This is a genomic window from Sphingomonas faeni (genome assembly GCF_040407565.1).
In the GTDB taxonomy this organism is placed as follows: domain Bacteria; phylum Pseudomonadota; class Alphaproteobacteria; order Sphingomonadales; family Sphingomonadaceae; genus Sphingomonas; species Sphingomonas faeni_F.
In genome coordinates this window covers 1-24580 of sequence record NZ_JAPZPR010000002.1, presented here as the reverse complement: position 1 = coordinate 24580, position 24580 = coordinate 1, and the positions used below count along the sequence as shown (strand labels likewise).

The 24580-nt window shown below is 63.4% G+C and carries 24 protein-coding genes and 1 riboswitch; of the genes, 13 read left to right on the top strand and 11 right to left on the bottom strand.

Going from position 1 to position 24580, the window contains the following annotated elements; translation table 11 throughout:
- Positions 1 to 3: 3 nt before the first annotated feature.
- A riboswitch (Fluoride riboswitch) is annotated at positions 4 to 80 on the bottom strand.
- Positions 81 to 244: 164 nt separating this feature from the next.
- From O6Y00_RS04530 to O6Y00_RS04515, 4 genes are read left to right on the top strand one after another with little or no spacing between them, the layout of a single operon-like run.
- Entirely contained in the window at positions 245 to 610 is a 366-nt protein-coding gene (locus O6Y00_RS04530) for a DUF305 domain-containing protein (protein WP_229668351.1), read from the top strand.
- 1 nt (position 611) lies between these two features.
- Positions 612 to 2051, top strand: coding sequence for a YncE family protein (locus tag O6Y00_RS04525; RefSeq protein WP_055982125.1), 1440 nt, complete (start codon positions 612 to 614; stop codon positions 2049 to 2051).
- Between the two features lies 1 nt (position 2052).
- Complete coding sequence (locus tag O6Y00_RS04520) at positions 2053 to 2562, top strand: RNA polymerase sigma factor (protein WP_055982122.1); 510 nt, start codon at positions 2053 to 2055, stop codon at positions 2560 to 2562.
- On the top strand, positions 2559 to 3329 hold the full coding sequence (locus O6Y00_RS04515; RefSeq protein ID WP_037529333.1) for an anti-sigma factor family protein: 771 nt from the start codon (positions 2559 to 2561) through the stop codon (positions 3327 to 3329). The genes O6Y00_RS04520 and O6Y00_RS04515 overlap by 4 nt, the downstream gene beginning before the upstream one ends.
- Positions 3330 to 3380: 51 nt before the next feature.
- Here the strand turns inward: O6Y00_RS04515 and O6Y00_RS04510 are convergent, their stop codons facing one another.
- Both O6Y00_RS04510 and O6Y00_RS04505 read right to left on the bottom strand, forming a co-directional pair.
- Positions 3381 to 3893: an MgtC/SapB family protein gene (locus O6Y00_RS04510; protein ID WP_052149081.1), complete on the bottom strand. Its 513-nt coding sequence runs from the start codon at positions 3891 to 3893 to the stop codon at positions 3381 to 3383.
- The gene (locus tag O6Y00_RS04505; protein WP_037529332.1) at positions 3890 to 4957 is read right to left on the bottom strand and encodes a sulfite oxidase; all 1068 of its coding nucleotides are present in this window, start codon (positions 4955 to 4957) and stop codon (positions 3890 to 3892) included. The genes O6Y00_RS04510 and O6Y00_RS04505 overlap by 4 nt, the downstream gene beginning before the upstream one ends.
- 146 nt (positions 4958 to 5103) lie before the next feature.
- Between O6Y00_RS04505 and O6Y00_RS04500 the strand changes: the two genes are divergently transcribed.
- From O6Y00_RS04500 to O6Y00_RS04485, 4 genes are all read left to right on the top strand, one after another.
- Positions 5104 to 5976 (top strand): LysR family transcriptional regulator, encoded by an 873-nt coding sequence (locus O6Y00_RS04500; protein ID WP_055982119.1) that lies wholly within the window; start codon positions 5104 to 5106, stop codon positions 5974 to 5976.
- On the top strand, positions 5973 to 7124 hold the full coding sequence (locus O6Y00_RS04495; RefSeq protein WP_055982116.1) for a TDT family transporter: 1152 nt from the start codon (positions 5973 to 5975) through the stop codon (positions 7122 to 7124). The genes O6Y00_RS04500 and O6Y00_RS04495 overlap by 4 nt, the downstream gene beginning before the upstream one ends.
- 89 nt (positions 7125 to 7213) lie before the next feature.
- Positions 7214 to 8449, top strand: a complete 1236-nt coding sequence (locus O6Y00_RS04490) for a molybdopterin-dependent oxidoreductase (RefSeq protein ID WP_055982114.1) — start codon at positions 7214 to 7216, stop codon at positions 8447 to 8449.
- Positions 8450 to 8461: 12 nt separating this feature from the next.
- Positions 8462 to 8944, top strand: coding sequence for a c-type cytochrome (locus O6Y00_RS04485; RefSeq protein WP_037529331.1), 483 nt, complete (start codon positions 8462 to 8464; stop codon positions 8942 to 8944).
- A 201-nt stretch (positions 8945 to 9145) separates the two neighbouring features.
- Here O6Y00_RS04485 and O6Y00_RS04480 read toward each other — a convergent pair whose 3' ends face one another.
- Positions 9146 to 12103 (bottom strand): Tn3 family transposase, encoded by a 2958-nt coding sequence (locus O6Y00_RS04480; RefSeq protein WP_353441416.1) that lies wholly within the window; start codon positions 12101 to 12103, stop codon positions 9146 to 9148.
- Positions 12104 to 12241: 138 nt separating this feature from the next.
- Between O6Y00_RS04480 and O6Y00_RS04475 the strand changes: the two genes are divergently transcribed.
- Entirely contained in the window at positions 12242 to 12805 is a 564-nt protein-coding gene (locus O6Y00_RS04475) for a recombinase family protein (protein WP_137898443.1), read from the top strand.
- A gap of 20 nt (positions 12806 to 12825) precedes the next feature.
- Positions 12826 to 13092 (top strand): hypothetical protein, encoded by a 267-nt coding sequence (locus O6Y00_RS04470; RefSeq protein WP_037529330.1) that lies wholly within the window; start codon positions 12826 to 12828, stop codon positions 13090 to 13092.
- Between the two features lie 318 nt (positions 13093 to 13410).
- On the opposite strand, the gene O6Y00_RS04465 is transcribed toward O6Y00_RS04470, so the two are convergent.
- The 6 genes from O6Y00_RS04465 to O6Y00_RS04440 form a co-directional block, all read right to left on the bottom strand.
- A complete protein-coding gene (locus O6Y00_RS04465) occupies positions 13411 to 14097 on the bottom strand; it encodes a ZIP family metal transporter (RefSeq protein WP_353441415.1) in 687 nt (228 codons plus the stop codon).
- 3 nt (positions 14098 to 14100) lie between these two features.
- The gene (locus tag O6Y00_RS04460) at positions 14101 to 17334 is read right to left on the bottom strand and encodes an efflux RND transporter permease subunit (RefSeq protein ID WP_353441414.1); all 3234 of its coding nucleotides are present in this window, start codon (positions 17332 to 17334) and stop codon (positions 14101 to 14103) included.
- A 3-nt stretch (positions 17335 to 17337) separates the two neighbouring features.
- The gene (locus O6Y00_RS04455; RefSeq protein ID WP_055879912.1) at positions 17338 to 18507 is read right to left on the bottom strand and encodes an efflux RND transporter periplasmic adaptor subunit; all 1170 of its coding nucleotides are present in this window, start codon (positions 18505 to 18507) and stop codon (positions 17338 to 17340) included.
- Positions 18504 to 19769, bottom strand: coding sequence for a TolC family protein (locus O6Y00_RS04450; RefSeq protein ID WP_060527466.1), 1266 nt, complete (start codon positions 19767 to 19769; stop codon positions 18504 to 18506). The genes O6Y00_RS04455 and O6Y00_RS04450 overlap by 4 nt, the downstream gene beginning before the upstream one ends.
- Positions 19770 to 19834: 65 nt before the next feature.
- Complete coding sequence (locus O6Y00_RS04445) at positions 19835 to 20170, bottom strand: hypothetical protein (protein WP_156359424.1); 336 nt, start codon at positions 20168 to 20170, stop codon at positions 19835 to 19837.
- 19 nt (positions 20171 to 20189) lie between these two features.
- Positions 20190 to 20852 (bottom strand): cation transporter, encoded by a 663-nt coding sequence (locus O6Y00_RS04440; RefSeq protein WP_060527465.1) that lies wholly within the window; start codon positions 20850 to 20852, stop codon positions 20190 to 20192.
- A gap of 69 nt (positions 20853 to 20921) precedes the next feature.
- Between O6Y00_RS04440 and O6Y00_RS04435 the strand changes: the two genes are divergently transcribed.
- Complete coding sequence (locus O6Y00_RS04435; RefSeq protein ID WP_060527464.1) at positions 20922 to 21326, top strand: MerR family transcriptional regulator; 405 nt, start codon at positions 20922 to 20924, stop codon at positions 21324 to 21326.
- Between the two features lie 185 nt (positions 21327 to 21511).
- Here O6Y00_RS04435 and O6Y00_RS04430 read toward each other — a convergent pair whose 3' ends face one another.
- Positions 21512 to 22471 (bottom strand): IS481 family transposase, encoded by a 960-nt coding sequence (locus O6Y00_RS04430; protein ID WP_353441836.1) that lies wholly within the window; start codon positions 22469 to 22471, stop codon positions 21512 to 21514.
- 277 nt (positions 22472 to 22748) lie between these two features.
- Between O6Y00_RS04430 and O6Y00_RS04425 the strand changes: the two genes are divergently transcribed.
- The gene (locus O6Y00_RS04425) at positions 22749 to 23087 is read left to right on the top strand and encodes a hypothetical protein (protein WP_353441413.1); all 339 of its coding nucleotides are present in this window, start codon (positions 22749 to 22751) and stop codon (positions 23085 to 23087) included.
- A 125-nt stretch (positions 23088 to 23212) separates the two neighbouring features.
- Here O6Y00_RS04425 and O6Y00_RS04420 read toward each other — a convergent pair whose 3' ends face one another.
- Entirely contained in the window at positions 23213 to 24115 is a 903-nt protein-coding gene (locus O6Y00_RS04420; RefSeq protein ID WP_353441412.1) for a LysR family transcriptional regulator, read from the bottom strand.
- Positions 24116 to 24199: 84 nt separating this feature from the next.
- Here O6Y00_RS04420 and O6Y00_RS04415 point away from each other — a divergent pair.
- On the top strand, positions 24200 to 24580 hold a 381-nt coding region (locus O6Y00_RS04415; RefSeq protein WP_353441411.1), incomplete at its 3' end, for a nitrilase-related carbon-nitrogen hydrolase.

The window sequence follows — 24580 nt, the reverse complement described above, 5'->3', positions numbered from 1 at the left end:
CGGCGCCTGGTAGGAATCATCGGCCCTTGCGAGGGCGGTTCGGCCGAATGGCCCGGCGGAAATCCATCGCCGTGCCCGAGCATATGCTGTCCGACGGCGACCTGGTCAACCAACGGCAGGGTCACGATGAGACGATTGTTTTGCTGAGGATCAATAATTGGCTCACCCATGGAATAAACCCCGACGGGCGTCGTCTACCCTTTCGAGACTGATCCGCAGGAGGCTTATGCGTAGACGAAATTGGATGCTGGGTCTGACTGCTTCGGCCATGCTCACCGGCGCAGTCGCGGCCGCCCCCGCCGATGGCTACGCCAGCATGGTATCTGCCGCGATGGACCGGATGATGGCGGGCATGATGGTCAAGCCGTCCGGCGACGTCGACCGCGATTTCGTCGCGATGATGCTTCCGCATCACCAGGGCGCCATTGATATGGCGGTGGCAGAGCTGCGCTACGGCCATAACGAGCAGCTCAAGCGCATCGCGCAGGAGATCATCATCGATCAGCAGCAGGAGATCGCCGCCATGAAGTTGGCGATCGGTCAGCCGCTACCCCCTTCGACGCCAGCCCCGACGCAGGGCGGCGACCACCACAGCCATATGGAGCACTGACATGATCCGGACCTTCCTGCTCTCGGCCGCCTTGCTGATGAGCGCCGCACCGGGCATTGCCATGGCTCAGCAGGCGCCGTGGAACGCCAAGGACGTGCCTGTCAGCCACCGCGACCGCGTCTATGCATCCGAACAATTCTCCAACACGGTGTCGGTAACGGACCCGGCCGACAACAGGTTGCTCGGCGTCATCAAGCTCGGCGATCCGCAGCCGATGAATTTTTCCCCGCTCTACAAGGGGCAGGTGCTGGTTCACGGCCTCGGCTTCTCGCCGGACGGGAAAACACTGGCGGTCGTGTCGATCGGATCCAACGCCGTGTCGTGGATCGACACCGCCACCAACACCGTCAAGCACACGACCTATGTCGGGCGCAGTCCGCATGAGGCGTTCTTCACGCCGGACGGCAAGGAGGTGTGGGTCACGGTACGCGGCGAGGATTACATCGCCGTGCTCGACCCCACGACGTACAAGGAGACCGGTCGCATCAAGACGCCCGGTGGTCCGGGCATGACGATCTTCTCTCCCGATGGCCGATACGGCTATGTCTGTTCCTCATTCAATCCGGTGCTGGCCGTGTTCGATGTCTCGACCCACGCGCAGGTCGGACAGGTGGCGCAGCCGAGTCCGTTCTGTCCCAACATCGCCGCGACGCCGGACGGCAAGCAGGTTTGGTTCACGCTGAAGGACATCGGCAAGACGGTCGCATTCGATGCCAAGCCGCCTTTCGCGATCCTCAAGGTGCTGGATACCGGACCGATCACCAATCACGTCAACTTCGCCCGCACGGTCAAGGGACAGTTCGCCTATGTCACGGTGGGCGGGGAAAACGCGGTGAAGGTGTTCCGCACGTCCGACTTCGCGCTTGTCGCCACCATCCCGGTCGGCAAGATGCCGCACGGCGTCTGGCCATCGGGCGACGGCCGGCGCATCTATGTCGGGCTGGAGAATGCCGATGAACTTGCCGCGATCGACACCGCCGGCAACAAGGTCGTTGCCACCGTGCCGGTCGGACAGGCACCGCAGGCGATCGCCTATGTGCCGAACGCTGTTCCGACAGGCCCCGGCACCGACAATCTCCAACCGCTCGGTACGGCAGGCAAGGCGGTGCATCTGAACATGGGGCCGGTTGGCGGCAATGGTGCGGCAAGCAGCATTACCCTCTTCGACCAGGGCATCATTCAGGTCGTGCAGAGTGCCGTTACCGGTTTGCAGCCCAAGAAGCCTTACATGCTCGTGCTCACCGCCAACGCGGACGGCAGCGGTGCGGTAGAGCCGCTTGCGAACTTCATGAGCAATCCGGCAGGTGCGGCGATCGTCAACGCATCGGGTCCGATCCGGCAGATCGTTCAGGGCAGTGCAGCGGCCCCCCGGCGCTTTCTGGCGGTCGCCGAGGTAGTGAATGGCGCACCGGGCCGCATCGTGCAGGTGCAGCGCGACTGAGATGGACCCGCTTGCCGCCGCGATCGAGCCCCTGGTCCCCGGTCTGCGCCGTTATGCCCGGTCGTGGTTGCGCGATCAGGCGATGGCGGATGACCTGGTGCAGGATTGCCTTGAGCGCGCGGTCGGGCGCTGGCGGCAACGACGCGGGACGGAGGTTCGCCCCTGGGTCTATGCAATCCTGCATAATCTGTTGGTCGATCATAAGCGGCAGCATGTCCGGCGAGGTACGGCGGTTCCGCTCCACCTCGTGGACGACGTTGCGCTCGGTCGCCCGGCCGATCAGGACGCAGGCCTGCACCACCGAGACCTGTTGCGCGCACTTGATGCGTTGCCCGAGGAGCAGCGGACGGTGCTGCTCCTCATTTCCGTCGAAGGTCTGTCATATGGGGAAGTCGCTGCCGTCGTCGGTGTGCCGCTGGGAACGGTGATGTCGCGCATATCGCGGGGGCGCGACCGTCTGGCGACGCTCCTCCGGGAGGGTGAACGGCCACGATTAAGGAGTATTCGATGACCAGCCCGATCGGAGAGGACGATCTGGCCGCGTGGATCGATGGCAGGCTGTCGCCCGAGCGGCAGCGTCTGGTCGACGCTTACCTTGAAGGCCAGCCGGACGTGCATGCCCGTTTGCGGGAGCAGGCGGAGCAGGCGCGAGCCCTTGCATCGCTTTTCGCTCCAATCGCGGATGAACCTATCCCGGCGACGATGCGCGTCGCAGCCATCAGGGGACGGCAACGCCAACCGCGTTGGCAACTCGCCATCGCCGCGTCGCTTCTGCTGGCGGTCGGGTTTGGCGGGGGCTGGTCGAGTGCGCGTTGGAGCGGCGAACCCCGCGCGGGCATCGCGGCGCTGGCCAACGAGGCGAGTGACAATTTCCGTGTCTATGCCGCCGACCGGATACGACCGGCGGAAATCGGCCCCGACCAGCGCGCCATGCTGATCCGGTGGACCTCCGCCCGATTGGGTGAGCGCGTGACCATCCCGGACCTCAGCACAGCCGGTTACCGCTATGGCGGGGGGCGATTGGTCGCGACGCCCCACGGCCCTGCGGTTCTTCTCCTCTACGATGGACCGCAAGCGTCAAAGCTCGCGGTGCTGACGAGGCCTATGCAAATCGACAAGAGCGCAAGCATGACCAGCACGTCCAGCGGGACCATGGGCCGGGTCACATGGGCTGTCGACGGGATCGGCTATAGTGTAGTGGGCGAGCGACCCGCTGCCGAGCTGCATCCGATCGCCGATGAGGTCCGGCGCCAGGCCGATGCGGGGCTTGTCTCCTGATAGCGCCTGGCCGCTTCTTAGCGCCGACAGGCACTGGGCGGACCAGCGGGATCACGGCTTGCGCTCGGCATCCTTCCGGTCGGCCTCTGCCGGAGTCAGCCTGGCCCGCTCGCGAATGCGACGTTCGAGCGGAGCGCCCGCGAACAGTACGAGCATCGCAAGGCTCAACCCGCCGATGATGAGCGGCCACACCGCCAACCCTGCTGCCGCGCCGATCGTGGCCGTGACCCAGATGCACGCGGCGGTCGCCAATCCATGCACTTCCTGACCCTGGCCGACCCGCAGCACCGCGCCGGCACCGATGAAGCCGACGCCGGACAGAATGCCCTGCATCGCCCGTCCTGCGGCATCGGCGTTTACGTTCGGCAAGCCACTGTGCACGATCGCCTGCACGGCGATGCAGCTCGCCAGACCGACCAGACCCAGCGTTCGCAATCCCATGATCTGCCGGTTCTCGCGCGAGCGTTCCCAGCCGAGCACCATCCCAGCCGCGGTCGCCACCACCAGCCGCCCGATCGCATCGATCCAGAAGCCGAGGTCCGATGCCGCTGATGCTTCGATCATTCGACCAGCACGTGCACATGATGCCAGGCGGTGCACAGATAGCCGGCGAAGTTCCACACCGTATCCGGCCGCTCGGGCTGACCCTGTCCAGTCTCGTCGAAGGCGCGCACGACAAGGTGCTGGCGCCCCTTGGCGAGCGTGGCGTCGAGGGTCCAGCGCCGCCAACCCCAGTGCGCCTCCGGATCATCGGTGAACGTCGCCTGTTGCCAGTCGCGACCACCGTTTACCGACACTTCGACCCGAGAGACGCGGCGATCATAGGCGATGGCATAGCCCTCGATCCGCACCTCCCCGGCCGGCAGGCTTTCGCCAGAGCCGGGCACGCAGATCGCGGCGTTGAGCGGCATGGCATTGATGGTCAGACCCTGGCTCCAGTCGACGGTGTCGCTCGTCACATCGGCAGGAAAGAGCTTGTAGTCGTGCGCCTGGATCGGTGCGTCGGATGGCGTCTCGCGCACCTCGATCCGTGTCAGCCATTTGGCGCTCCGCACCCCGGCATAGCCCGGCACCACCATGCGGAGCGGTGCGCCGTGTTCGGGCGTCAGCGGCTCGCCGTTCATCGCCCAGGCAATAAGGACGTCGGGTTGCCGCGCCTTGTCCATGGCGATCGAGACCCCGAACAATGCTTCCTCGCCTTCGACGTCCACCTCGTCCGCGCCGGTGAACGCCACGAACAGGTCGGACGCATTCGGCGCACCGACGGCATCCAGTACGTCGGACAGTCGTACGCCGGTCCATTCCGCATTGCCGATCGCGCCCACGTCCCAGGGGTCGCCGGACGTTTTAGCGACCTGCTGGAGATCCGTGCGCCGGTTGCCGGCGCACTGGAGAACTGCCGTCACCGTCCGCGTGGCCAACGCGCTTTTCAGTTCCTCCACCGAGAAGGAGCGGCTCGCCATGCCCGTCCCGCTCACTTCGATCCGGTGATCGGCAGGCAGATCGGGCACTGCACCATGGCTGCGCACGTAGAACAGCGCCTGCGGCGTCAGGAACCGCTCGATCAGCGCGCCGGGCGTCGGCTCGGCGTTGTAGGGATCGGATTTGCGCTCGATCATATCAGTCATGGACGAACCAACGCCGCAAGCGCGCGGATCGCTTCAAGCCTTCAAGACTATCGCAGACGAAGGATTACCAATCGTTCCGATATCCAGATTGGAACAAACAGATCAAACGGTTGGTCGTATCGATCAGTTTCCGCGATACAAGCTGCATGACCCTGGAGCAGCTCAGAATCTTCGTCGGTGTCGCCGAGCGCGAACACGTCACCAAGGCAGCAGAGGTGCTGAACGTCACGCAGTCCGCTGCCTCCGGCGCGGTCGCGGCCCTCGAAGCGCGCTACGGGGTTCCTCTGTTTCACCGCGTCGGGCGTGGCATCCAGCTGACCGAAGCGGGCCGCGGCTTTCTGGAGGAAGCGCGCGCGGTGCTGGGGCGGGCAGCGCATGCCGAGACGATGCTGGCGGACTATGCCGGGCTTGCCCGTGGTTCGTTGCGGATCGTCGCCAGCCAGACGATCGCAAGCTACTGGTTGCCCGCAAGGCTTGCCGCCTTCCACGAGCGCCACCCGCAGATCGCGGTCGAGCTGGCGATCGACAACACCGAAGGCGCGGCAGCGCAGGTCCTTAGCGGAGCGGCGGAACTCGGTTTCGTTGAAGGCGAAGTGGACGAACCAGCGCTGGCGCATTGGGAAGTCGGACGCGATCCGATGGTGCTGGTCGGACGCAGGGACGCCGAGCGTGTCGACGAGGACTGGCTTCGCGCTGCACGCTGGATCGTCCGCGAGCAGGGTTCGGGCACGCGCTCGACCTTCGAGGACGTGCTGCGAACGCGCGGGTTTGATCCGGCCCAGTTGACGGTAGCGATGACGCTGCCGTCCAACGAGGCGGTGCGTACCGCGGTCGAGGCCGGTGCCGGCGTCGCTGTGTTGTCGCGATTGGTCGTCGCACGCGCGCTCAAGGCCGGCGATCTGGTCGAGCTGGCGCTTGAGTTACCCGATCGCGCCTTCCACGCGCTGCGCCACAAGGAACGCTATCGCACCCGCGCGGCCGACGCGCTGACGGACCTCATCAAGGAGCAGGTCGCATGACTGCCGACGCACCTTCGGCCCTGACCGGCCTCAAGCCGCTAAGCAGGCTCGATCACCCGCGCGAGATGATCCGCCAGTTCACACCCAACTGGTTTGCCGCGACCATGGGCACCGGCATCCTCGCTCTCGCGCTGCCGCAGGTGCCCGGCATCGGCCCCGCGCTCAAACCGATTGGCGAGGTGTTGTGGTTCTTCAACATCGCGCTCTTCATCCTGTTCGCCGGTCTCTATGGCGCGCGCTGGGCGATGTTCGGGCATGAGGCACGGCGCATCTTCGGCCACAACACCGTGTCGATGTTCATCGGGACCATCCCGATGGGCCTGGCGACGATCATCAACGGATGTCTCGCCTTCGGGATCGCGCGATTCGGTAACGGCATCGTGCCGGTCGCACACGTCCTGTGGTGGATCGACGTCGCCATGTCGCTCGCCTGCGGCGTGTTGATCCCCTACCTGATGTTTACCCGCCACGAGCACAGCCTGGACGGCATGACCGCGGTATGGCTGCTGCCGGTCGTCGCAGCGGAAGTGGCGGGTGCCAGCGGCGGGCTACTCGCTCCGCATCTGACCGATCCCCACGCGCAGATCGTGACGCTCGCGACCTCGTATGTGCTGTGGGCCTATTCGGTGCCGGTCGCGTTTGGCATCCTCGCTATTCTGATCCTGCGCATGGCGCTCCACAAGCTCCCGCACGAGAGCATGGCGGCATCCTCCTGGCTCGCGCTGGGGCCGATCGGCACCGGGGCGCTGGGTATGCTGGTGCTTGGGGCGGATGCGCCGGCGATCCTCGCGGCGCACGGGCTGGTCGGTGTCGGTACCGTCGCGCAAGGGATCGGCGTCGTCGCCGGGCTCTGCCTGTGGGGTTTCGGCCTGTGGTGGCTGGCGCTCGCGACGCTCATCACCATCCGCTACTGGCGCGCCGGCGTCCCATTCAACCTTGGCTGGTGGGGCTATACCTTCCCGCTCGGCGTCTACACCGTCGCCACCTTCCGCCTCGGTACGACGCTGAACCTCGGCTTCTTCGGTATCGTCGGCACGGTGCTGACGATCGCGCTCGCGGCGATGTGGCTGCTGGTCGGTGCCAAGACGCTCGCCGGAGCATGGCGCGGCAACCTGTTCGTCTCGCCCTGCATCGCTACCCCGAACTGATCCACCCTGATGATCGGATCAGTCGGTCCGATCACTTGCAGAACGCCCCTTCGATCCGCCAGCGTGGCTGGCCACAGGAGAGCCTTGTCATGGACAATTTTGACGCCGCGCTGGCGAGTGAAACCAGCCGTCGCCGCTTTCTCAGGCGTACGGCGCTCGGCACCGCCGGCCTTGCCGCAGCACCTGCGCTGGCGCAGCAGCTCGTCGACCTGAAGCTGCCTGGCGGCAATGCCGAGCGGCCGATGACCAGCGCCTTTCCTGGCAAGGGCAGCATGATCCTCCAACGCATCCATCCTCCGCTGTTGGAGACGCCGATGGACGTGTTCGACAAGTCGGTGTTCACGCCCAACGACCAGTTCTTCGTCCGCTGGCACTGGGCCGACATCCCGACCTCGATCGACGTCGAGAGCTTTCGCCTCAAGGTCTTCGGCCACGTCAACAGACCGCTGTCGATCAGCCTTGCCCAACTGCTGCGCCTGCCGCGCGTCGAGATGGCAGCGGTCAATCAGTGCTCGGGCAACAGCCGTGGGTTGTTCCAGCCGCGTGTCGCCGGCGCGCAATGGGGCAACGGCGCGATGGGCAATGCCAAATGGCTCGGCGTGCGCCTGCGCGACGTGCTGGACCTCGCGGGGGTCAAGGCAGGCGCGGTACAGGTGCGCTTCGGCGCGCTCGATCAGCCGGTTGTGACGGGCGCCCCTGACTTCGAGAAGGCGCTCGACATCGACCATGCCCGCGACGGCGAAGTGATGATCGCCTTCGGCATGAACGGCGAGCAGCTGCCGCTCCTCAACGGCTTTCCCTGCCGGCTGATCGTCCCGGGCTGGTATTCGACCTACTGGGTCAAGATGCTGAACGCGATCGAGGTACTGCCCGGCCCTGACGACCAGTATTGGATGGCCAAGGCCTACAAGATACCGGCTACACCCGGCGCGAATGTCGCGCCCGGTGCCAAGGACTTCCCGACCGTGCCGATCAATCGCATGATCCCGCGCAGCTGGATGACCAGCCTGCCGGATGGCCAGGCGATCGCCTATGAAGCGTCCATCCCGGTTGGCGGGATCGCGATGGGCGGCGACTGCGGCGTCGCCAAGGTCGATGTCTCATCCGATGGTGGCCGCACTTGGTACAGGACGACGCTCGGAGCGGACGAGGGCAAGTATAGCTTCCGGCGCTGGGATGGTCGCGTGCCGCTTAGGCGCGGTCCCAACCCCATCATGGTGCGCTGCTGGAACGCCAACGGTGTCGCCCAGCCGATGAAGCCGATCTGGAACCCCGGCGGGTTCATGCGCGGCAACATCGAAACCACCACCATCATTGCGGCCTGAGGAGCGAGTAGCATGAAGACCCCGTCTCCCGGCATCATGGCCGCTGGCCTGATCGGCCTGACCGGTATCATCCTCATCTCGATAGGTGCGCCGAGCAGCCGCAAGGCGTCTGCCCCGATCTCCGAGACGTCCGAGCCGGCGCCCCCCGTCAGCGTGTCGGCCCGCGGCTTCTCGCTTACCTCGACCAGCGTCGACCTGCCGGTCGACGACGCGAGCTATCCCGATGGTCCGCACGCCGACGTCATCAACGCCAACTGCACCTCATGCCACTCGGCCAGTATGGCGCTGACCCAGCCTGCGCTATCGGCGGCTCAGTGGAAGGCGACCGTCACCAAGATGCGCGAGGTGTATAAGGCGCCGGTGGCCGAGAAGGACGTCGACGCAATCGTCGCCTATCTCACCGCCATGCCGCATCAGAAGGCGGCACCCGCAACCGGCAAGGCGCAGGACCCCGACCCCAAGGTGGCTCCCGATGTTTCAGGTGGAACCGGCTAACCGAGCCACTTCCATAATCCCAAAATACCATCTCAATCGGGAAAGTCGCTGGTGTCATAACCGGACGGTTGTGAAGCTGCCGCAGGCCCACGTATTCTTGCGCGGCGCGAAGTGTCAGAACCGTGGTTCGAAATGTCCGCTTTCGAGAACGGTCAATTTACTCGCTATCACCGACTTGGGCGTATCAGGTCATACAAAGGGCTAAGCTGCCAAGAGCGAGGGCGAGATGCGTAGCGGCCTGAGCTGATCCGGTGCCGGCCTATCGTCCCGCTCCCAGCTATAGTCGCCGGTGAGCGCGATATGCTCCCAGCCCAGCGGTGCGATATGGCGGGCAATATCGTCCGGCGCTCCCATGTCGGCCAGTGACCGTTCGAGATAGCGTGTGTTCCACAGGATGATCGCGGCGACCAGCAAGTTGAGGCCGGAGGCGCGGTAAGACTGATTTTCGAACTGGCGGTCGCGCAGCTCGCCGAGCTGGTTGAAGAACAATGCGCGGGCAAGCGCGTTGCGCGCCTCCCCCTTGTTCAGCCCCGCCTGGGTGCGCCTGCGCAGATCAATGTCCTGCAACCAGTCGAGCATGAAGATCGAGCGTTCGAGCCGTCCGAGCTCGCGCAGCGCTAATGCCAGACCGTTCTGGCGCGGATAGGCGGACAGCTTGCGCAGCATAGCCGACGCGGTGACGGTTCCGGTTCGGATCGAGGTGGCGAGCCGCAGCAGTTCGTCCCAATGCGCGGCTAAGTGGTCGTGCGCGATCGGATCGCCAACCATGCCGGCAAGCAACGGCCCCGCTTCCTGCCCGGGCAGGAGGTGCAGGCGGCGCTCCTTGATATCACGCAAGCGTGGCGCGAAGCGGTAGCCGAAGAACGGCATCAGCCCGAACACATGGTCGGACGCGCCGCCCGTATCGGTATAATGCTCTTCGATCGACAACCCGGTCTGGTGATACAGCAAACCGTCGAGGACATAGGGAGCCTCGCCCGCGGTCGCGGCGATCACGCGCGAGCCGAACGGGTCATACTGGTCCGAGATATGAGTGTAGAACGACACACCGGGTTCGTTGCCGTTGCGCGCGTTGATATCGCTGATCGCAGCGCCCCGCCCGCCGGCATGGAATTGCTGTCCGTCGCTCGACGAGCTGATGCCGCTGCCCCATAATCCGGCAAGCGGCATCGCGCGATGCGCCTCGATCAGTCGTCCGAGCGCCTCGCCATAGGCGGCTTCGCTGATGTGCCAGTCATGCAGATGCGCGAGTTGGCGCAGACTGGCACCACGGCAACTGTCCGCCATGCGGGTCAGGCCGAGATTGATGCCATCGGCAAGGATCGCGGTCAGCAACGCATTACGGTCGTCGGCCGGACGGCCTGATCGCCGGTGGGTAAAACAGTCGCCGAAGCCGGTCCACGTATCCACATCGAGCAGGATATCCGTGATTTTTACGCGGGGGAGACGGTCATAGGCGGTGCGGCGGGCGACCTCTGCGGCGGGCGGTGTGATCGCCTTCAAAGGGGAGATCATCAGCCCGTTTTCGTCGAGCCGGACCTGCGGCAGTTCGCCCTGCCGGGCCAGCACCGTTACCCGTTCGATCGCGCGGTTCAGGCGTTCACGGCGATCCTCGATATGAGATACGAACCCGGTCGCGATCGCGAGCGGAAGTGGCCCCTTCTCGCGCAACGCTGCGAAGGTAGCGGGCGGAATGAGATAGCTGTCGAAATCCCGAAACTGTCGGCTGCCTGCCACCCAGATATCGCCGGCCCGCAGCCGATCGCGAAGCTGAGACAGTGCGCAGAGTTCATAGGCCGCGCGATCAACGACACCGTTACGGATTACGAATGGACGCCAGCCCGCCGGCACGAAGCGCCGCGGCACCTTGTCAGGCAGGCGTCGTTTTCCAGTATGGTAGAGATCAGCGATGATGGCGAGCGCGTCGAGAATTCCCTGCACCGGCCCGGCACCGCGAAACTCGAACGCCCGCAGGAACTGCCCGGCGAACAACTTCACCGTGCGATGCCGCTCAATAAGTTCGGCCGTGCGGTCGATCGTCTCGGGGCGGACCAGGACTTCCGCCTGATCGACGGCGGAGCCGAACCGTTCCCAGTCGAACGGGCCGAGACGCGCGAGGGAGTCGATACCCTTGGCGTGTGCGTCGATGAGCACGCGGCAACTGTTGGTCAGGGTGCGCAGATGCCCCTGCATCTCGCGCACCGTCCTGATTGCCTTGTCGCGCGTTCGGTTTTCCGCCCGGCGTACCATGCTGCCGAGAAGCTTATCGAACATGGTGAGCGTCGCGTCGGTGAGGCTTTCCTCAAGGCGGATTGTTGCGGCCGCCAGTGTCGCACGGCGGCGTAGCGGGGTCAGTTCGCCGAGGTGCTGCGGCGTGATCCGTACCGCCTCGTCGGCAAGCCGGTCGAATGTCGCTGATGGGATCATGGCGGCGCGCGCAAGGTCGAGGCCGAGGTTGCGGACATGATCGAGCCGTTCCAGCAGCCGCAGGATGTTGCGCGGTGCCGGTGATTGCGGCGCATTGCGCAGCCAGGCCAGCCATGTCGTTCCCTGATCCGACCGCCGGGTCAGCAAGGCATCGAGCATCGTGAGCTTGTCAGGCTCAATGCCGCTGGTCAGGATTTCATGGGTGAGTTGTTCGGCCTGCTGGCGCGCGTGCCTGACGATTGCCTCGATGACAGCCGGGGGCGGCAGTAGTACCCGTCGCCGACGCAACTCGTCGATCACGGTGCCGGCAAGCAAGAGAGGCTGCGCGACGGTCTGCGCGACCGGCATCGCGAACGCCACGATCTCGCGAAAGTGGTTACGGTCGAAAGCGGTATAGCCGAACCGCTGCATGAGATCGGCGAGATGCCCGCGGCGGGTTTCATCGCGACGGGCGTAATCGTCGAACGCCTTTGCCGGCGCGTCGACCTGATCGCCGACAAAGGCGAGGATGGCACTCGGCGGTTTCTCACCGGCTTCCAGCACGCGGCCCGGCCAACGCATGTAAAGCAGCAGCAGCGCGAACCCGAGGCGGCTTGGCGCTCCACGTCGTTCGCTGACAAGATCGAGATCCTCACGGCTGAGGGTAAAGTGACGGGCGATCTCCCGTTCGTCGGTTGGAGGATCGTAATGTGAGCCGAGCGCTTCGCGTGTCAGCAACTGCCGTCTTGCCATGCGTCACGACCTTTCCCGCACTGTCCGTCAGACGGTCCTCTGGCGGCCAGCATGAATATGTCCGTCAACTCTGGACCCGCGATGGCGATTCGGACAAGAATGCAAATCGATGGGAAAACGGACAGATCGGAACCGACCGTGGCGCTGATCGGCTATGCGCGGGTATCGACCGGCGACCAGAAGCTGGCGCTACAGCACGACGCGCTCAACGCGGCCGGATGCGAGCGCATCTTCGACGACCATGCGTCCGGCGCTAAAACTGATAGGCCGGGGCTTGCCGAGGCCCTGGCCTATCTACGTGGCGGTGACACGCTAGTTGTATGGAAGCTGGACCGCCTCGGTCGCTCAATGAGCCACCTGATCGAAAAGGTCGGCGAACTGGCCGCGCGTGGCGTTGGTTTCCGATCGCTCACCGAGCAGATCGACACCACCACGTCGGGCGGGATGCTCGTGTTCAACATCTTCGGCTCGCTCGCCCAGTTCGAGCGCGACCTGATCCGCGAGCGCACCAACGCCGGCTTGAAGGCTGCGCGGGAACGGGGGAGCCTTGGCGGTCGGCGTCCGGTCATCACGCCTGACAAATTGCGCAAGGCGCGCGATCATATCGCGGCAGGCCTGACGGTCCGGGAGGCGGCCACGCGGCTCAAAGTCGGTAAAACAGCGCTCTACAAGGCGCTCGAAGGCGCCGCTGCCAAACCGTAGCAAAGCATGAGGAAAGAGTGATGCACGAACGCGACCCCAACATCGTCACTTCGAGCCTATCCGGCGTCGTTACAGAGCAGGGCATCACCGTGAGTGTAAATATCATAAGGCTCGAGAATGAGCCGGGTTGGTCGCTCGAAGTGGAAAATGAGAATGGAACGTCCACGGTGTGGGATGACCTCTTCGCGACCGACGATGCGGCTCATGCCGCCTTCCGCCAGACCGTTAAAGAAGAAGGCATGCGCGTCTTCCTCGATCAGGCTGTCGTCATTCCCTTCAGACGTTAGGACCGTCCGCGTTCGCCGTTCGTTCGATCCTAGCGTACGTAAACTTCACTTTCGTGCAGTGACCCCAAAATAGAGGCGGGGGACCGACCCTACTTGCACCGGCGTCGTCATCGGTCGGCTTCGGCCGCCTCGGCACCCCGTCCCGCCACGGTCGCTGCGACGAGCGGAGAGTTACCCTCAGGGTCGAGGCTCTTCCCCGAACCGCATCCATCGTTCGTCCCATCTCGCGTGCGATCACCGCTAAAGTCTGCCTGGCCTCGATACACCGACGAAGCTCGTTGTCGTCATCATCGGTCCACGCCGTTCCACGTCGAGCGGTCAGCCCAATACCTCCTCGATCAGGAGCAATCCCAAAAACCCGATGAAGAACATGGCGCTGATAAGCGGGGTGTCGGGCTTCTCGTGTGCCTCGACCAACAGCTCTTCCGTCACGAGGTAGAGCAGCGCAATCAAGCCGAAACTGAGAAAACCGGCGATGACGACGGGCGGAAACGTCGCAACGGGAGTCGCTATCGCCGCACCGATTGGCAGCAACATGGCGATCCCCATCGTAATCGCGATGATACGTGCCTTGGACTTGATCGTCTCCCCCAACTCGGTCGTCACGGTCAGTCCGAGAAACAGCACCTCCAACGTCAACGCGATCGTCAGCAACACGCCCGCCTTCCCGCCAGCGACGAACGCCAGCCCGAGAACGAGCCCGTCGATCAGGATGTCGACTGCTACAGCGCCCAACATAGCGATCGGGCCAATGGCGCGACCCTCAAGGGCTTTGAGCGACAGCATCACTAGAATGCCAAGCGCGCCGCCTGTGAATGTCGCGATCGGCGACCCTTCGTGCATCACTTGGGGCAGGATTTCCGCTGCCGCTGCGGCGAACACGACGCCCGCCGCCAAATGCTGCATGGCGCTTACAAAGGCATCACTTGGCCGTCTCGATACCGCGAAAAGCGTGCCGATCAGTACGGCGATGACGGGAATGAGCGTGAAGGCAACGGCCTGCATAGCTTAAGCCCTCACGCCGTCATGAGCCACAGGCGGCAGTTTGATGTATCCGCCAGGTGGTGCCGGCAGCTCGCGCCGTCCGAAACGAGCGTAGAGGGTCGGGAGCACGAACAAGGTGAGCAGGGTTGCGGATATCAGGCCACCAATGACGACGGTCGCCAGCGGCTTTTGCACCTCGGCTCCAGCACCATGACCAAGCGCCATCGGCACGAAGCCAAGCGACGCAACGAGCGCCGTCATCGCAACCGGCCGGAGCCGTGCCAGAGCGCCTTGGTGAGCCGCTACCGCACGATCCATGCCTTGCCGCATCAGATCATGGATAGACGACACCATGACCAGCCCGTTGAGGACCGCGACACCTGATAGCGCGATGAAGCCGACTGCCGCTGAAATGGAAAACGGCATGCCTCTTAGCACCAGCGCAAGGATGCCTCCGACCAGCGCCAGCGGAACGCCGGTAAACACGATCAACGCGTCCCTGACGGAACCAAGCGCGCCGTAGAGCAGGAACATGATGACCACGAAGCATATCGGCACCACAATGCTGAGCCGATCGCGGGCAGATGCCAGGTTCTCGAACTGACCGCCCCATTCGAGATACGTGCCGGCCGGCAATTTCACCTGAGCGTCGATGGCTGACCGGGCATCAGCCACGACACCGGCCACGTCTCGATCGCGGACATTGGCCTGCACCACGACACGCCGCTTGCCGTTCTCGCGGCTGATCTGGTTGGGACCATCAACCACGGCGATATCCGCCACAGTCGATAGCGGTACGAAGCCGCCACTACCGGTCGGCACCGGGACCTGAGCAACCGCCGTCAGATCGGATCGTGAGCTTTCCGCCATCCGGATCACAACGGGGAAGCGACGATCGCCTTCGAAGATCACGCCCGCCTGTCGGCCGCCAATGGCTGCGGCAACCGTGTCCTGTACGTCACCAGCCGTTACCCCGACGCGGGACATGGCGGTGCGGTTCGGTCGGATATCGAGCATCGGCAAGCCCTCGGTTTGCTCAACCCGCACGTCTGCTGCACCCCGCGTCTTTCGCAGGATGCCGGCGATCCGATCGGCGGTTACATTCATCTCGCCGAAGTCATCGCCAAATACCTTCACCGCGATGTCGCCGCGCACACCTGCAATCAATTCGTTGAAACGCATCTGAATAGGTTGGGTGATCTCGTAGGCGTTGCCCGGCAGAGTAGAGAGGCGCTTCTCGAAGCTCTCTATAAGCTGCTCTCTCGTCAAACCTTGGTTCGGCCATTCCTTCTTAGGCTTCAGGATGACGAAGGTATCTGTAGCGTTCGCTGGCATTGGGTCCGATGCAATTTCGGACGTACCGGTGCGCGAGAAGGCGAAACGGACCTCAGGGGCCTTGGCGAGTGCCTTTTCCACCTGGAATTGCATTGCCTGGCTCTGATCGACCGATGTGCCGGGTATGCGGACTGCCTGCACGAGAATGTTGCCCTCATCGAGCTGCGGCAAGAACTCCTGCCCCAATGTCGTGAAAGCGGCCCCGGCGAGTGCCAGCGCGCCGATCGCGACGCCGATGGTAAGGGTGGGCCGGCGCATTGCTGCATCGAGTCCCGGCTCATAGCGCTGCCGGAGGAACGTGACGACGCGGCTTTCCTTTTCCTCGACCCGCTTGCTGAGCCAGATCGCAATCGCTGCCGGTATGAAGGTCAGCGACAGGATGAAGGCGAACACCAGAGCGATGATAACCGTCAGCGCCATCGGCTCGAACATCTTGCCTTCGACACCCGTGAAGGTGAGCAACGGCGCATAGACAAGGATGATGATAGCCTGCCCGTACACCGATGGCCGGATCATCTCGCGCGCCGATGCCGCTACGATTCCAAGACGTTGCTCCATCGTCAGCACGTCATTACGACCATGCTGCGCTTCGCTTAAACGCCGTAATGCGTTCTCCACGATAATGACCGCGCCATCCACGATCAGACCAAAGTCGAGCGCGCCGAGGCTCATCAGATTGGCCGAAACGCCCGCCTCCAACATGCCAATGCTGGTCAGCAGCATCGTGATCGGGATGACGCAGGCCGCGATCAGCGCCGCGCGGAAATTGCCAAGCAGCGCAAACAGAACGACGATCACCAGCACCGCACCTTCCGCAAGATTGCGGGCTACGGTAGCGATCGTGGAGTTCACCAGCTCGGTCCGGTTCATGACCGGCTTCACAACCACATCGACCGGCAACGAACGGCCGATCTGCGTCAGCCGTTCGGCAACGCCAGTCGATACCGTGCGGCTATTTTCCCCGATCCGCATAACCGCGGTCCCGACGACAACCTCATGACCGTTTTCCGACGCCGATCCCATGCGCAGCCCTTGTCCGGTGCGAACGGTAGCGATCTGGTTGAGCAGGATCGGAACGCTCTCACGGGTGGCAACGACGGTACGCGCCAGCTCGTCGGCGTTGCGGACACGCCCATCCGATCGAACCGCCAGCCCTTCGCCGTTGCGGTTGACCACGCCCGCGCCCGCGCTGGTATTGCTGCGCTGAAGGGCGGTGGTGAGATCCTGAAGCGTCAGCCGCATTGCCGCCATGCGCTGTATGTCCGGAACGACGAGATATTCCTTGGTGTAGCCACCAAGGGAGTCGACGCCAGCAAGCCCGGCCGTGCTTTTGAGCTGTGGTGTGACGATCCAATCCTGAACGGTGCGCAAGTAGGTCGCCTTGTCGGCGTCACTGACGAGGTGATCCCCCTCGGGGGTAATGTAGCTGGCATCGCGTTGCAGACCGGGTTCGCCGTTGCGGTGACGAACCTGATCCTGCTCGCGATATTCTACCGTCCACATGAAGATATCGCCAAGCCCTGTGGCGATCGGCCCCATCTCCGGGTTCACACCTTCGGGAAGGTCTTCCTCAGCGGTTCGCAGGCGTTCCGCGACCTGCGCCCGCGCAAAGTAGATATCGGACTTTTCAGTGAAAACAGCCGTGATCTGGGCAAAGCCATTGCGGCTTAGCGAGCGGGTATATTCAAGGCCGGGAATGCCAGCGAGTGCGGTTTCAATCGTGAACGCAACCTGCTTCTCGATCTGATCGGGGGAGAGGGCAGGAGCAACGACGTTGATCTGCACCTGATTGTTGGTGATGTCGGGTACGGCGTCGATCGGAAGCTGACGCAGCGCGCCAATCCCGAGCAATGCAGCCGCGATGGTGAGAAGCAGGACGAGCCAGCGCTTCTCGACGGAGAGGGTGACGATGCGACCGATCATGGCTCAGTCCTCATCCCCGCCCGCACCCTTGCCGAGTTCGGCCTTGAGCGTGAAGCTGTTTGTGGAAGCGATGCGCTCTGATCCCGTAAGGCCCGCCGTTACGGTGACCTGTCCGCCGTTGGTGCGACCAAGCGTCACCGGAATTGCCCGGAAACCTGTCGCAGTGCGGACGAACACAAACGACTTGTCCTCGATCATCTGCACTGCGGCCGATGGCACGGCGACGGTGCGGTCCCCGGTCGCAGGAACGAGGATCGATACGTTGACCGTCTCACCAACGCGCCATGTGCTGCCGGCGTTGTCGAGGGTGGCAATCACCGGCACCAATCGGGTCGTCTCGTCCAGAATGGGGGATACGAACGTGACGCGCCCCTCCTGACGCCGCCCCGGTGCCGTCACTTCGACACGCACGCCGGGTTTCACCCGGCCGGCATCGGTGGGGACGAGTGAGGTGGTGACAGTGACCTTCGACAGGTTCGCGACGCGGAACAGCTCTGCATCGGCCGCGACCGCCTGCCCGAGTGTAGCGGATCTCGCGATGACCTGGCCGGCGATGGGCGAGCGAACCGCGATGCGGTTGAGCGCACCGCCTCCGCTGCCCGTCGCCGACAACTGCTGCTGCGCGAGGCGAAGCGCAATGCTGGCCTCCGTCGCGGCCGTCCGCGCTGCGACTAGATCCTGTTCCGGCGAAACGCGTTCGGCGAACAGGCGCTGTTCGCGGCGAAGGTTCGATTGGGCGAGTGCGGAACGCGCGCGCGCGGCTTCTACCTCGGCTTTCAGTGATGCCGCTTCCCGGCTCTCGATGATAGCCAGCGGGTCGCCCCGGCTGACTGACTGCCCGAGATTGCGGGTGAGGGAAACAAGCCGACCGCCTACGGAGGTGGATACAACCTGCACCCCTTGAGGATCACCCTCGATCGTTGCCGATAGCTCGATCGCTCCGGCCACGCCGCCTACTGTGGGCCGTGTGACCTCTATCCCCGCATCCGCGATCTGCTGCGCGGACAGGGTGACGATATCCTTCGGACCCTCCTTCGCTTCGCCGGCCTCGGCACCTTCGGTCTTCTCGGCTCCGGCTTTCTCACCGGCCTCGCTGTTGCCACCCCCGCCGCACCCGGCAAGGAGGATAGCCAGGGTCACAGGCGCGAGCGCCCGTATGATGATCTTCGTCATTGATTGGTTTCCTCGGTCGAGGGCGCTGCGGCAACAAGCCGTTCGAGGCGTGCCTTGGCGTCGTGATAGGTGGCGAGCGCATCGATCGCGGCGGTTCGTGTTTCGGACAGGGTACGTTCGGCATCGAGCAAATCGAGCTGACCGAACTTGCCCTCCCGGTAGCCGATCCGGGCAATCCGAGCGGCTTCGCTTGCTGATGCCAATGCCGGCCCGCTCGCGTTGCGAGCGGTCGTTGCGGCATTCGCGACGTTCGCCTGTGCGCTTGCGATATCCTGCGCGGTATCCAGCTCGGCCACGCGACGTAGCGCCTGCGCCTGATCGGTCTGCGCCCGCGCCTGCGCCACTGCCGCCCTGCCGTTGTTGAACAGCGGGAACGGGATCGACAGCCCGAACACTGCTGCCACGTCGTTCGTAGCCTCAAGCCGGCGTGCGCTGGCGCTGAGTGTCACGTCGGGAATGCGCTGCGACCTGGCAAGCCGCACCTGTGCCTCTGCCGTTGTCACGTCCGCGCGTGTGGCCGCCAACGCCAGCGTCCCGGTGGTCTCGATCGGCCGCGCTGGACCAAGGCCCTCGACACGGCCGAACCACGCCAAGTCCAACGGTCCCGTGAGGGGTTGGCCGATCCGTCGGGCAAGATTGCTACGCGCGACCTCAGCAAGCCGCTCTGCGCGCTCCACAGCCGTCTCCGCGTTGATCCGCAATACATCGGCGCGCTGCTGTTCGAGCGGTGATGCCCGACCCGCCTGAACGCGGACGCCGGCTGCGCGCGATGCCTCGCGCGCGATGCCGGCCTGCTCGCGCGCGGTCACAAGCCGACGCTCCGCTGCTGTCGCCTCGATGTAGAGCTGCGTGACGGCAAGCCGTAGATCAGCCTCAGCCAACGCCGTGCCTATCCGCGCTCGATTACCAATCGCATCCGCGACGGCGATCCGTGCCGATCGTTTGCCACCCAGTTCGATCGGTAGTGCCAGGCCTGCCGTTGTCTCGGCGCTGCGAAGGCCGCGATATTGACCGCTACCGGCAATGTTCTCGGTCTCGGCGACGATCGACGGGTTAGGGCGGTAGCCGGCAACCGTGCGGCCTGCCTCTGCTGCCCGGACGCCTGCTGTGGCAGCCTCAAGGCTGGGGGCGGTCGCTCCGGCAAGTGAAAGCGCCTGATCAAGGGTGAGAGGGGGACTGGTCGATGTGGGATCGGCTGACTGCGCCTGCGCGATCGACGCGCACGACGCCACGGCCAATAAGGCCGCAATAAAACGGTGCATGGGTAATGGACTCCTGACGAACCTTGGGCGTCCGCACGGGCTTTCCCGGCGGGATTAGGCGTTGGTCAGGCTTGGGGAGGGCGTAGGGCTGGGTCCGACGCTACCGGGGCCTTGGGCGCATTGCGCCACACCGATGCCGTCATACGAACGCTGCTGGCTGGTCCGGTTGAATCGGACGCGATCGGCACGCCGACATGATGGCCGTGGCAACCGCCATGATGGTGAGGATACGCCTTGTCGGCGTCTGCCGGCACTTGGTCGGCATCGCCGTCGCAATGATCGAGGGAGCTGACCGCTGTGGTATCAACGCACGTCACGCCTTCGGTCGCGTGCGCAACTGATCCAAGCCCGAGCATAAGCACGAGCATGAAACTGAGGAACAGGGCGGAAAGGCGGTGCATCGGCCCGCGCCTTAGCAGCTTACCGACTGCCATGTAACGACCGCTGGTAAGTAGCGGGGGCGGGTGAGGGCTCGCTACGCATTTCGGCGCGTGCCTGCCGCATGATCTGAACACCGCCCGATATTCCCAACACAGCCATCAAGGCGGCGACGGCAAGATCAGGCCACGCGCTGTTGAGGCCGAACACCCCGCCTGCGGCCAGCACGACGGCGATGTTGCCGATCGCGTCGTTACGCGAGCAAATCCATACCGACCTCATGTTCGCATCACCGCTTCGGAAGCGGTACAGCATGACCGCGACGACAAGGTTCGCGATCAACGCTGCTATGCCGACCACGCCCATAATTTCGGCATGGGGCGTTGCGTCGTGGAGCGCCCCCCATCCCGCCGCGAACAGGACATAGACGCCTAGCAAAGCAAGCGTCGCCCCCTTCAACATCGCAGCGCGTGCGCGCCAGGCTATCGCCATTCCGGCAACGCCAAGACTGATTGCATAGTTCGCGGTATCGCCAAAAAAGTCGAGCGCGTCGGCTTGCAGCGCCTTCGATCCACCCGTGATGCCGGCAAGTATCTCGATAACGAACATGCCACCATTGATGGCGAGTGCGATCCATAGCGCCCGGCGCCATTTGGGGTCGTTGAAAGTACCCGCCTTGTCGGACGCGCAGCTTGTGCAGGCCATGTTCGCCACCTCGATAGAATCGATCTGACAGCCTATATGCACCCTCTAGTCGCTAGAGGGTCAAGCGCTATGTCTGAAAAACTGACGATCGGAAAACTGGCCGGTGCCACCGGCACGAAGGTCGAGACGATCCGCTATTATGAGCAGATTGGCTTGCTGCCCGCGCCTGAACGATCAGCGGGGAACTACCGGACCTATGAGGACGCGCATCTACGCCGCCTGTCCTTCATTCGGCGTGCGCGCGATCTTGGCTTCTCGATCGACCAGGTACGCGAGTTGATGGGGCTTGCCGATCGGCGCGATCAGTCCTGCATCGCGGTTGATGTTGTCGCTAACCAACACCGCGACGCGATTAGACGTAAGATTGCGGACCTGACTGCGCTTGCTGGTGAACTCGACGCGCTGATAGATTCCTGTAGCCGCAACACCGTCGCCGACTGCCGGATCATCGAAGCGCTTGCTCCTTCCGCGTAGCGCCTAGCGACTGACCAACTCTCAAAAGCGATGGTAAACTGAGAATCGCCTCAGGACTTCGCGGATAGAGCAGACAGATGGGTCTTCATCGTTGGAAAAGTTATGGGGCGGCGCACTGCTGTAGATTACGAAACCGCCCGCACCATACCTCCTCCGGGCGACGCGATATTCGCCCATGCATATGGCTAGGTGTTTAGTCCCGGCATCTGGTGGATCGGATCGATGATGAACCTATCGGGCTCTGACGTCCAGATTTTGGCGATGTATTCGTAAGGCGTGAGGCCACTTAGCGTCTTGAGCCGGCGGGCGAAATTGTAGGCTGCCATGAAGTCGGCGAGGTGCACCCGCAACTGCTCGTGGCTCTCGTAGTGAAAGCGTTTGACGGTCGCTTCCTTAATCGTGCGGTTCATCCGTTCGACCTGACCGTTGGTCCGAGGATGGTTCGGCTTGGTAAGCCGGTGCTCGATGTCATTGGCTTCGCAGATCATGTCGAAGCGCATCTGCCGCGACCAGGCGGTGTTCCGGTTACGCGGCTGCTCGGCGAACTGGATGCCGTTGTCGGTCAGGATCGTGTGGATACGGTAGGGCACAGCCTTCAGCAGGTGTTCCAAGAACTCCCACGCCGTTCGCCTGTCAGCCTTGTCGACGAGATGGGTGACCGCGAACTTACTCGTGCGGTCGATGCCGACGAACAGGTAGAGCTTGCCTTCGGCTGTCTGAACCTCGGCGATATCCATGTGAAAGAAGCCGATCGGGTAGCGCTTGAAGCGCTGTCGATTAGGCTTGTCGCCCTCGATATCTGGCAGACGGGATATGCCGTGCCGCTGCAGGCAGCGGTGCAGCGCTGAGCGTGTCAGATGCGGGATCGATGGCTGCAACGCATAGAGGCAATCGTCGAGCGGCAGGAGTGTGTGGCGCCGGAATGCGACGACCGCGGCCTCCTCGGCTTCGGTCAAGGTCGTGGAGTGAGGGGCCTTCGGCCCGGTCTTTAAATCCTCAACCGTCGCTCGCTTACGCCACTTCGCCACCGTCTTCGGGTTGATCCCGAGCTCCCGGCTCAGCGTCGAGAGCGAAGCTTGCGATCGCTGTATTGCTGCTCTGACGGCATGCGTGGTCGTGGCGCTCCCGTGACGTACCTGTCCCATGCTGCTGCCTTCCATTCTAACGAAAGGATCGCACCATCAAACCGTGGGATCAAACACCTAGACTACGCACGACTTTCGCCAGCATCAGTGGAATGACGCTGATGTTCGCCGTCACTCATCTGAGCGCCTTGCCAATCCATTGAGCAGAACTGATCGATACCCACCGTTTAAGCATTCAATCACCGTCAATATGTCTCATAAAGGATCCTAAGCGGGAACGGAACGATCGGCAAAAAGCCCAGTTGTAGGCTTTCGCTGATGCTTTAAGGTCAAAGGCATGGAAAAGGGCCGACTACTTTCCGCAGAAGATTTCGAAAGATGCTTCCTGGCGCCAATGCAGAACGTGACAGCCAACGCAGACCCCAGTGTCGATATTTGGCCTTACGTCGATGGACTCGATCTGGACGCCCTGAGCTTACCCGGCATCAATGACGTTCACTACGTCTATCGCGATGCCTTAGATCGTTTTGATCAAGTCCTAATCGGTACAGGTCGCTTCAACACGCTATTGGCGGTAGTCGTGGATCGGAAGCAGCGCTCAATAGCAGGTCACCACCTGCTCGATCTAAACGATAAGTTCGGGGTGCAGGGCGGTCAACTACGGACCCTCCGCTAACCTCGCAAACCCGGCCATTCCCAAAATTCGATCAAGAAATGGGAACGCGAGCAGCGTCTTGAAAACCGGGCGCATGCCGAAACGGGAAGCAATCAGTGCCGACCGCGAACGGCAATGGTAGGATCTTAGACGAATGGAATCTCGGCCCCTGCCGCGTCCGGCTCAGACCAATCCTGGATGAGCCTTGTCGCCCGCGCCAACGGGCCCGTAGTGCGTGTAGCCATCCAGACCGCGCCTACACGCCAGACCGCCTCGTCACCGGGCAGGAGGAATAATCTAAGTCGGCCCGGGAGTAGCGAGGCGGAACTCGCCGGTACTATTGCGCATCCCATTCCCGCCGCAACGAGTGCAAGTACTGTCTGGATGTCGTCGGCTTGTTGGATTACCCTGGGGTGAAAGGCGTGCGCGTGACACCATTCCCGGATCTGCCTGGCAAGACCCGGGCCCCTTTCGTCACGTAGCGCTACGAACTTGAGTTTCTCAAGCTCGCTTAGGCGACCTTCGTTCGTAAGCTCAAGGTCAGCTGGAGCGGCGATCGCCAACCGATCGGTCGCAAGCGGAACCGAGGCGAGGTCGCTTGAAACTGGGAATCTCACGAACCCCAGATCCAGTTCGTCGCGGCGTATCCGATCGATCATCTCGCGTGATGAGAAGTCGTTCATGGTCACACCGACGTCGGGAACGATAGAACGGAACCTGCTGATGATGCGGGGAGCGAGGGTGATCGTCGAGAGCCCGAAGCCGATCGCAAGCGTTCCGGCCTCCCCTGCGACTCTGCGGCGGGCTTCGAGTAAGAACGCGTCGGCGTCGCGCACCAAGCGCTGTGCAACCGGGAGGAGGTGACGCCCTAGCTGCGTCACGCAGATCGGTTGCCGATCGCGATCGAACAGGGTGCCGCCAAGTGTGTGTTCCAGCGCGCGAATCCGTTTGGTCAATCCCGGTTGTGTGATGTGGAGCTGCTCGGCTGCCTGGCTGAAATGGCAATGATCCGCGACGGCGATGAAAGCTCGGAGCCGTTCAATATCCATTCCTGCTAGTTATCACACAACGCCGTACCTTTCATTGGAGTTATATCGGTAGATCGCGATGGTGGCCCCGATAGGAGCATTTCCATGAGCAGAAGCCTTCGCGTCGCCACTGTCCAGTTTCAGCACAGGGCCGCAGATAAGCAATACAACCTCGGGCGGATCGAGCATTTTGCCCGAACGGCAGCCGCGGCAGGAGCACAGATCGCGTGCCTGCCTGAAATGTGCATCAGCGGGTACTGGCACGTACCGGGCTTGGATCGTGAGGACCTGTACGCGCTCGCCGAACCAGTTGATGGACCGAGCGTGTCACGCGTTGCGGAGCTGGCACACGATCTGGGAATTGCCATCGGCGTCGGTTGGCTCGAGCGTGACGCCGACGACGTGCTGTACAATGCTTATCGGCTCTGTATGCCGGATGGGTCGGGGCATACCCATCGCAAGCTTCACGCCTTCGAGCATCCGCTT

What these genes read in the sequence shown, in the direction of transcription:
- O6Y00_RS04470 (WP_037529330.1), top strand. Translation starts at nt 12,826, where the DNA reads ATGCACGAACGCGACCCCAACATCGTCACTTCGAGCCTATCCGGCGTC.
- O6Y00_RS04480 (WP_353441416.1), bottom strand. Translation starts at nt 12,103, where the DNA reads ATGGCAAGACGGCAGTTGCTGACACGCGAAGCGCTCGGCTCACATTAC.
- O6Y00_RS04465 (WP_353441415.1), bottom strand. Translation starts at nt 14,097, where the DNA reads ATGCAGGCCGTTGCCTTCACGCTCATTCCCGTCATCGCCGTACTGATC.
- O6Y00_RS04510 (WP_052149081.1), bottom strand. Translation starts at nt 3,893, where the DNA reads ATGATCGAAGCATCAGCGGCATCGGACCTCGGCTTCTGGATCGATGCG.
- O6Y00_RS04460 (WP_353441414.1), bottom strand. Translation starts at nt 17,334, where the DNA reads ATGATCGGTCGCATCGTCACCCTCTCCGTCGAGAAGCGCTGGCTCGTC.
- O6Y00_RS04500 (WP_055982119.1), top strand. Translation starts at nt 5,104, where the DNA reads ATGACCCTGGAGCAGCTCAGAATCTTCGTCGGTGTCGCCGAGCGCGAA.
- O6Y00_RS04450 (WP_060527466.1), bottom strand. Translation starts at nt 19,769, where the DNA reads ATGCACCGTTTTATTGCGGCCTTATTGGCCGTGGCGTCGTGCGCGTCG.
- O6Y00_RS04420 (WP_353441412.1), bottom strand. Translation starts at nt 24,115, where the DNA reads ATGGATATTGAACGGCTCCGAGCTTTCATCGCCGTCGCGGATCATTGC.
- O6Y00_RS04485 (WP_037529331.1), top strand. Translation starts at nt 8,462, where the DNA reads ATGAAGACCCCGTCTCCCGGCATCATGGCCGCTGGCCTGATCGGCCTG.
- O6Y00_RS04530 (WP_229668351.1), top strand. Translation starts at nt 245, where the DNA reads ATGCTGGGTCTGACTGCTTCGGCCATGCTCACCGGCGCAGTCGCGGCC.
- O6Y00_RS04490 (WP_055982114.1), top strand. Translation starts at nt 7,214, where the DNA reads ATGGACAATTTTGACGCCGCGCTGGCGAGTGAAACCAGCCGTCGCCGC.
- O6Y00_RS04515 (WP_037529333.1), top strand. Translation starts at nt 2,559, where the DNA reads ATGACCAGCCCGATCGGAGAGGACGATCTGGCCGCGTGGATCGATGGC.
- O6Y00_RS04520 (WP_055982122.1), top strand. Translation starts at nt 2,053, where the DNA reads ATGGACCCGCTTGCCGCCGCGATCGAGCCCCTGGTCCCCGGTCTGCGC.
- O6Y00_RS04455 (WP_055879912.1), bottom strand. Translation starts at nt 18,507, where the DNA reads ATGACGAAGATCATCATACGGGCGCTCGCGCCTGTGACCCTGGCTATC.
- O6Y00_RS04525 (WP_055982125.1), top strand. Translation starts at nt 612, where the DNA reads ATGATCCGGACCTTCCTGCTCTCGGCCGCCTTGCTGATGAGCGCCGCA.
- O6Y00_RS04445 (WP_156359424.1), bottom strand. Translation starts at nt 20,170, where the DNA reads ATGCACCGCCTTTCCGCCCTGTTCCTCAGTTTCATGCTCGTGCTTATG.
- O6Y00_RS04425 (WP_353441413.1), top strand. Translation starts at nt 22,749, where the DNA reads ATGGAAAAGGGCCGACTACTTTCCGCAGAAGATTTCGAAAGATGCTTC.
- O6Y00_RS04440 (WP_060527465.1), bottom strand. Translation starts at nt 20,852, where the DNA reads ATGGCCTGCACAAGCTGCGCGTCCGACAAGGCGGGTACTTTCAACGAC.
- O6Y00_RS04430 (WP_353441836.1), bottom strand. Translation starts at nt 22,471, where the DNA reads ATGGGACAGGTACGTCACGGGAGCGCCACGACCACGCATGCCGTCAGA.
- O6Y00_RS04495 (WP_055982116.1), top strand. Translation starts at nt 5,973, where the DNA reads ATGACTGCCGACGCACCTTCGGCCCTGACCGGCCTCAAGCCGCTAAGC.
- O6Y00_RS04435 (WP_060527464.1), top strand. Translation starts at nt 20,922, where the DNA reads ATGTCTGAAAAACTGACGATCGGAAAACTGGCCGGTGCCACCGGCACG.
- O6Y00_RS04505 (WP_037529332.1), bottom strand. Translation starts at nt 4,957, where the DNA reads ATGACTGATATGATCGAGCGCAAATCCGATCCCTACAACGCCGAGCCG.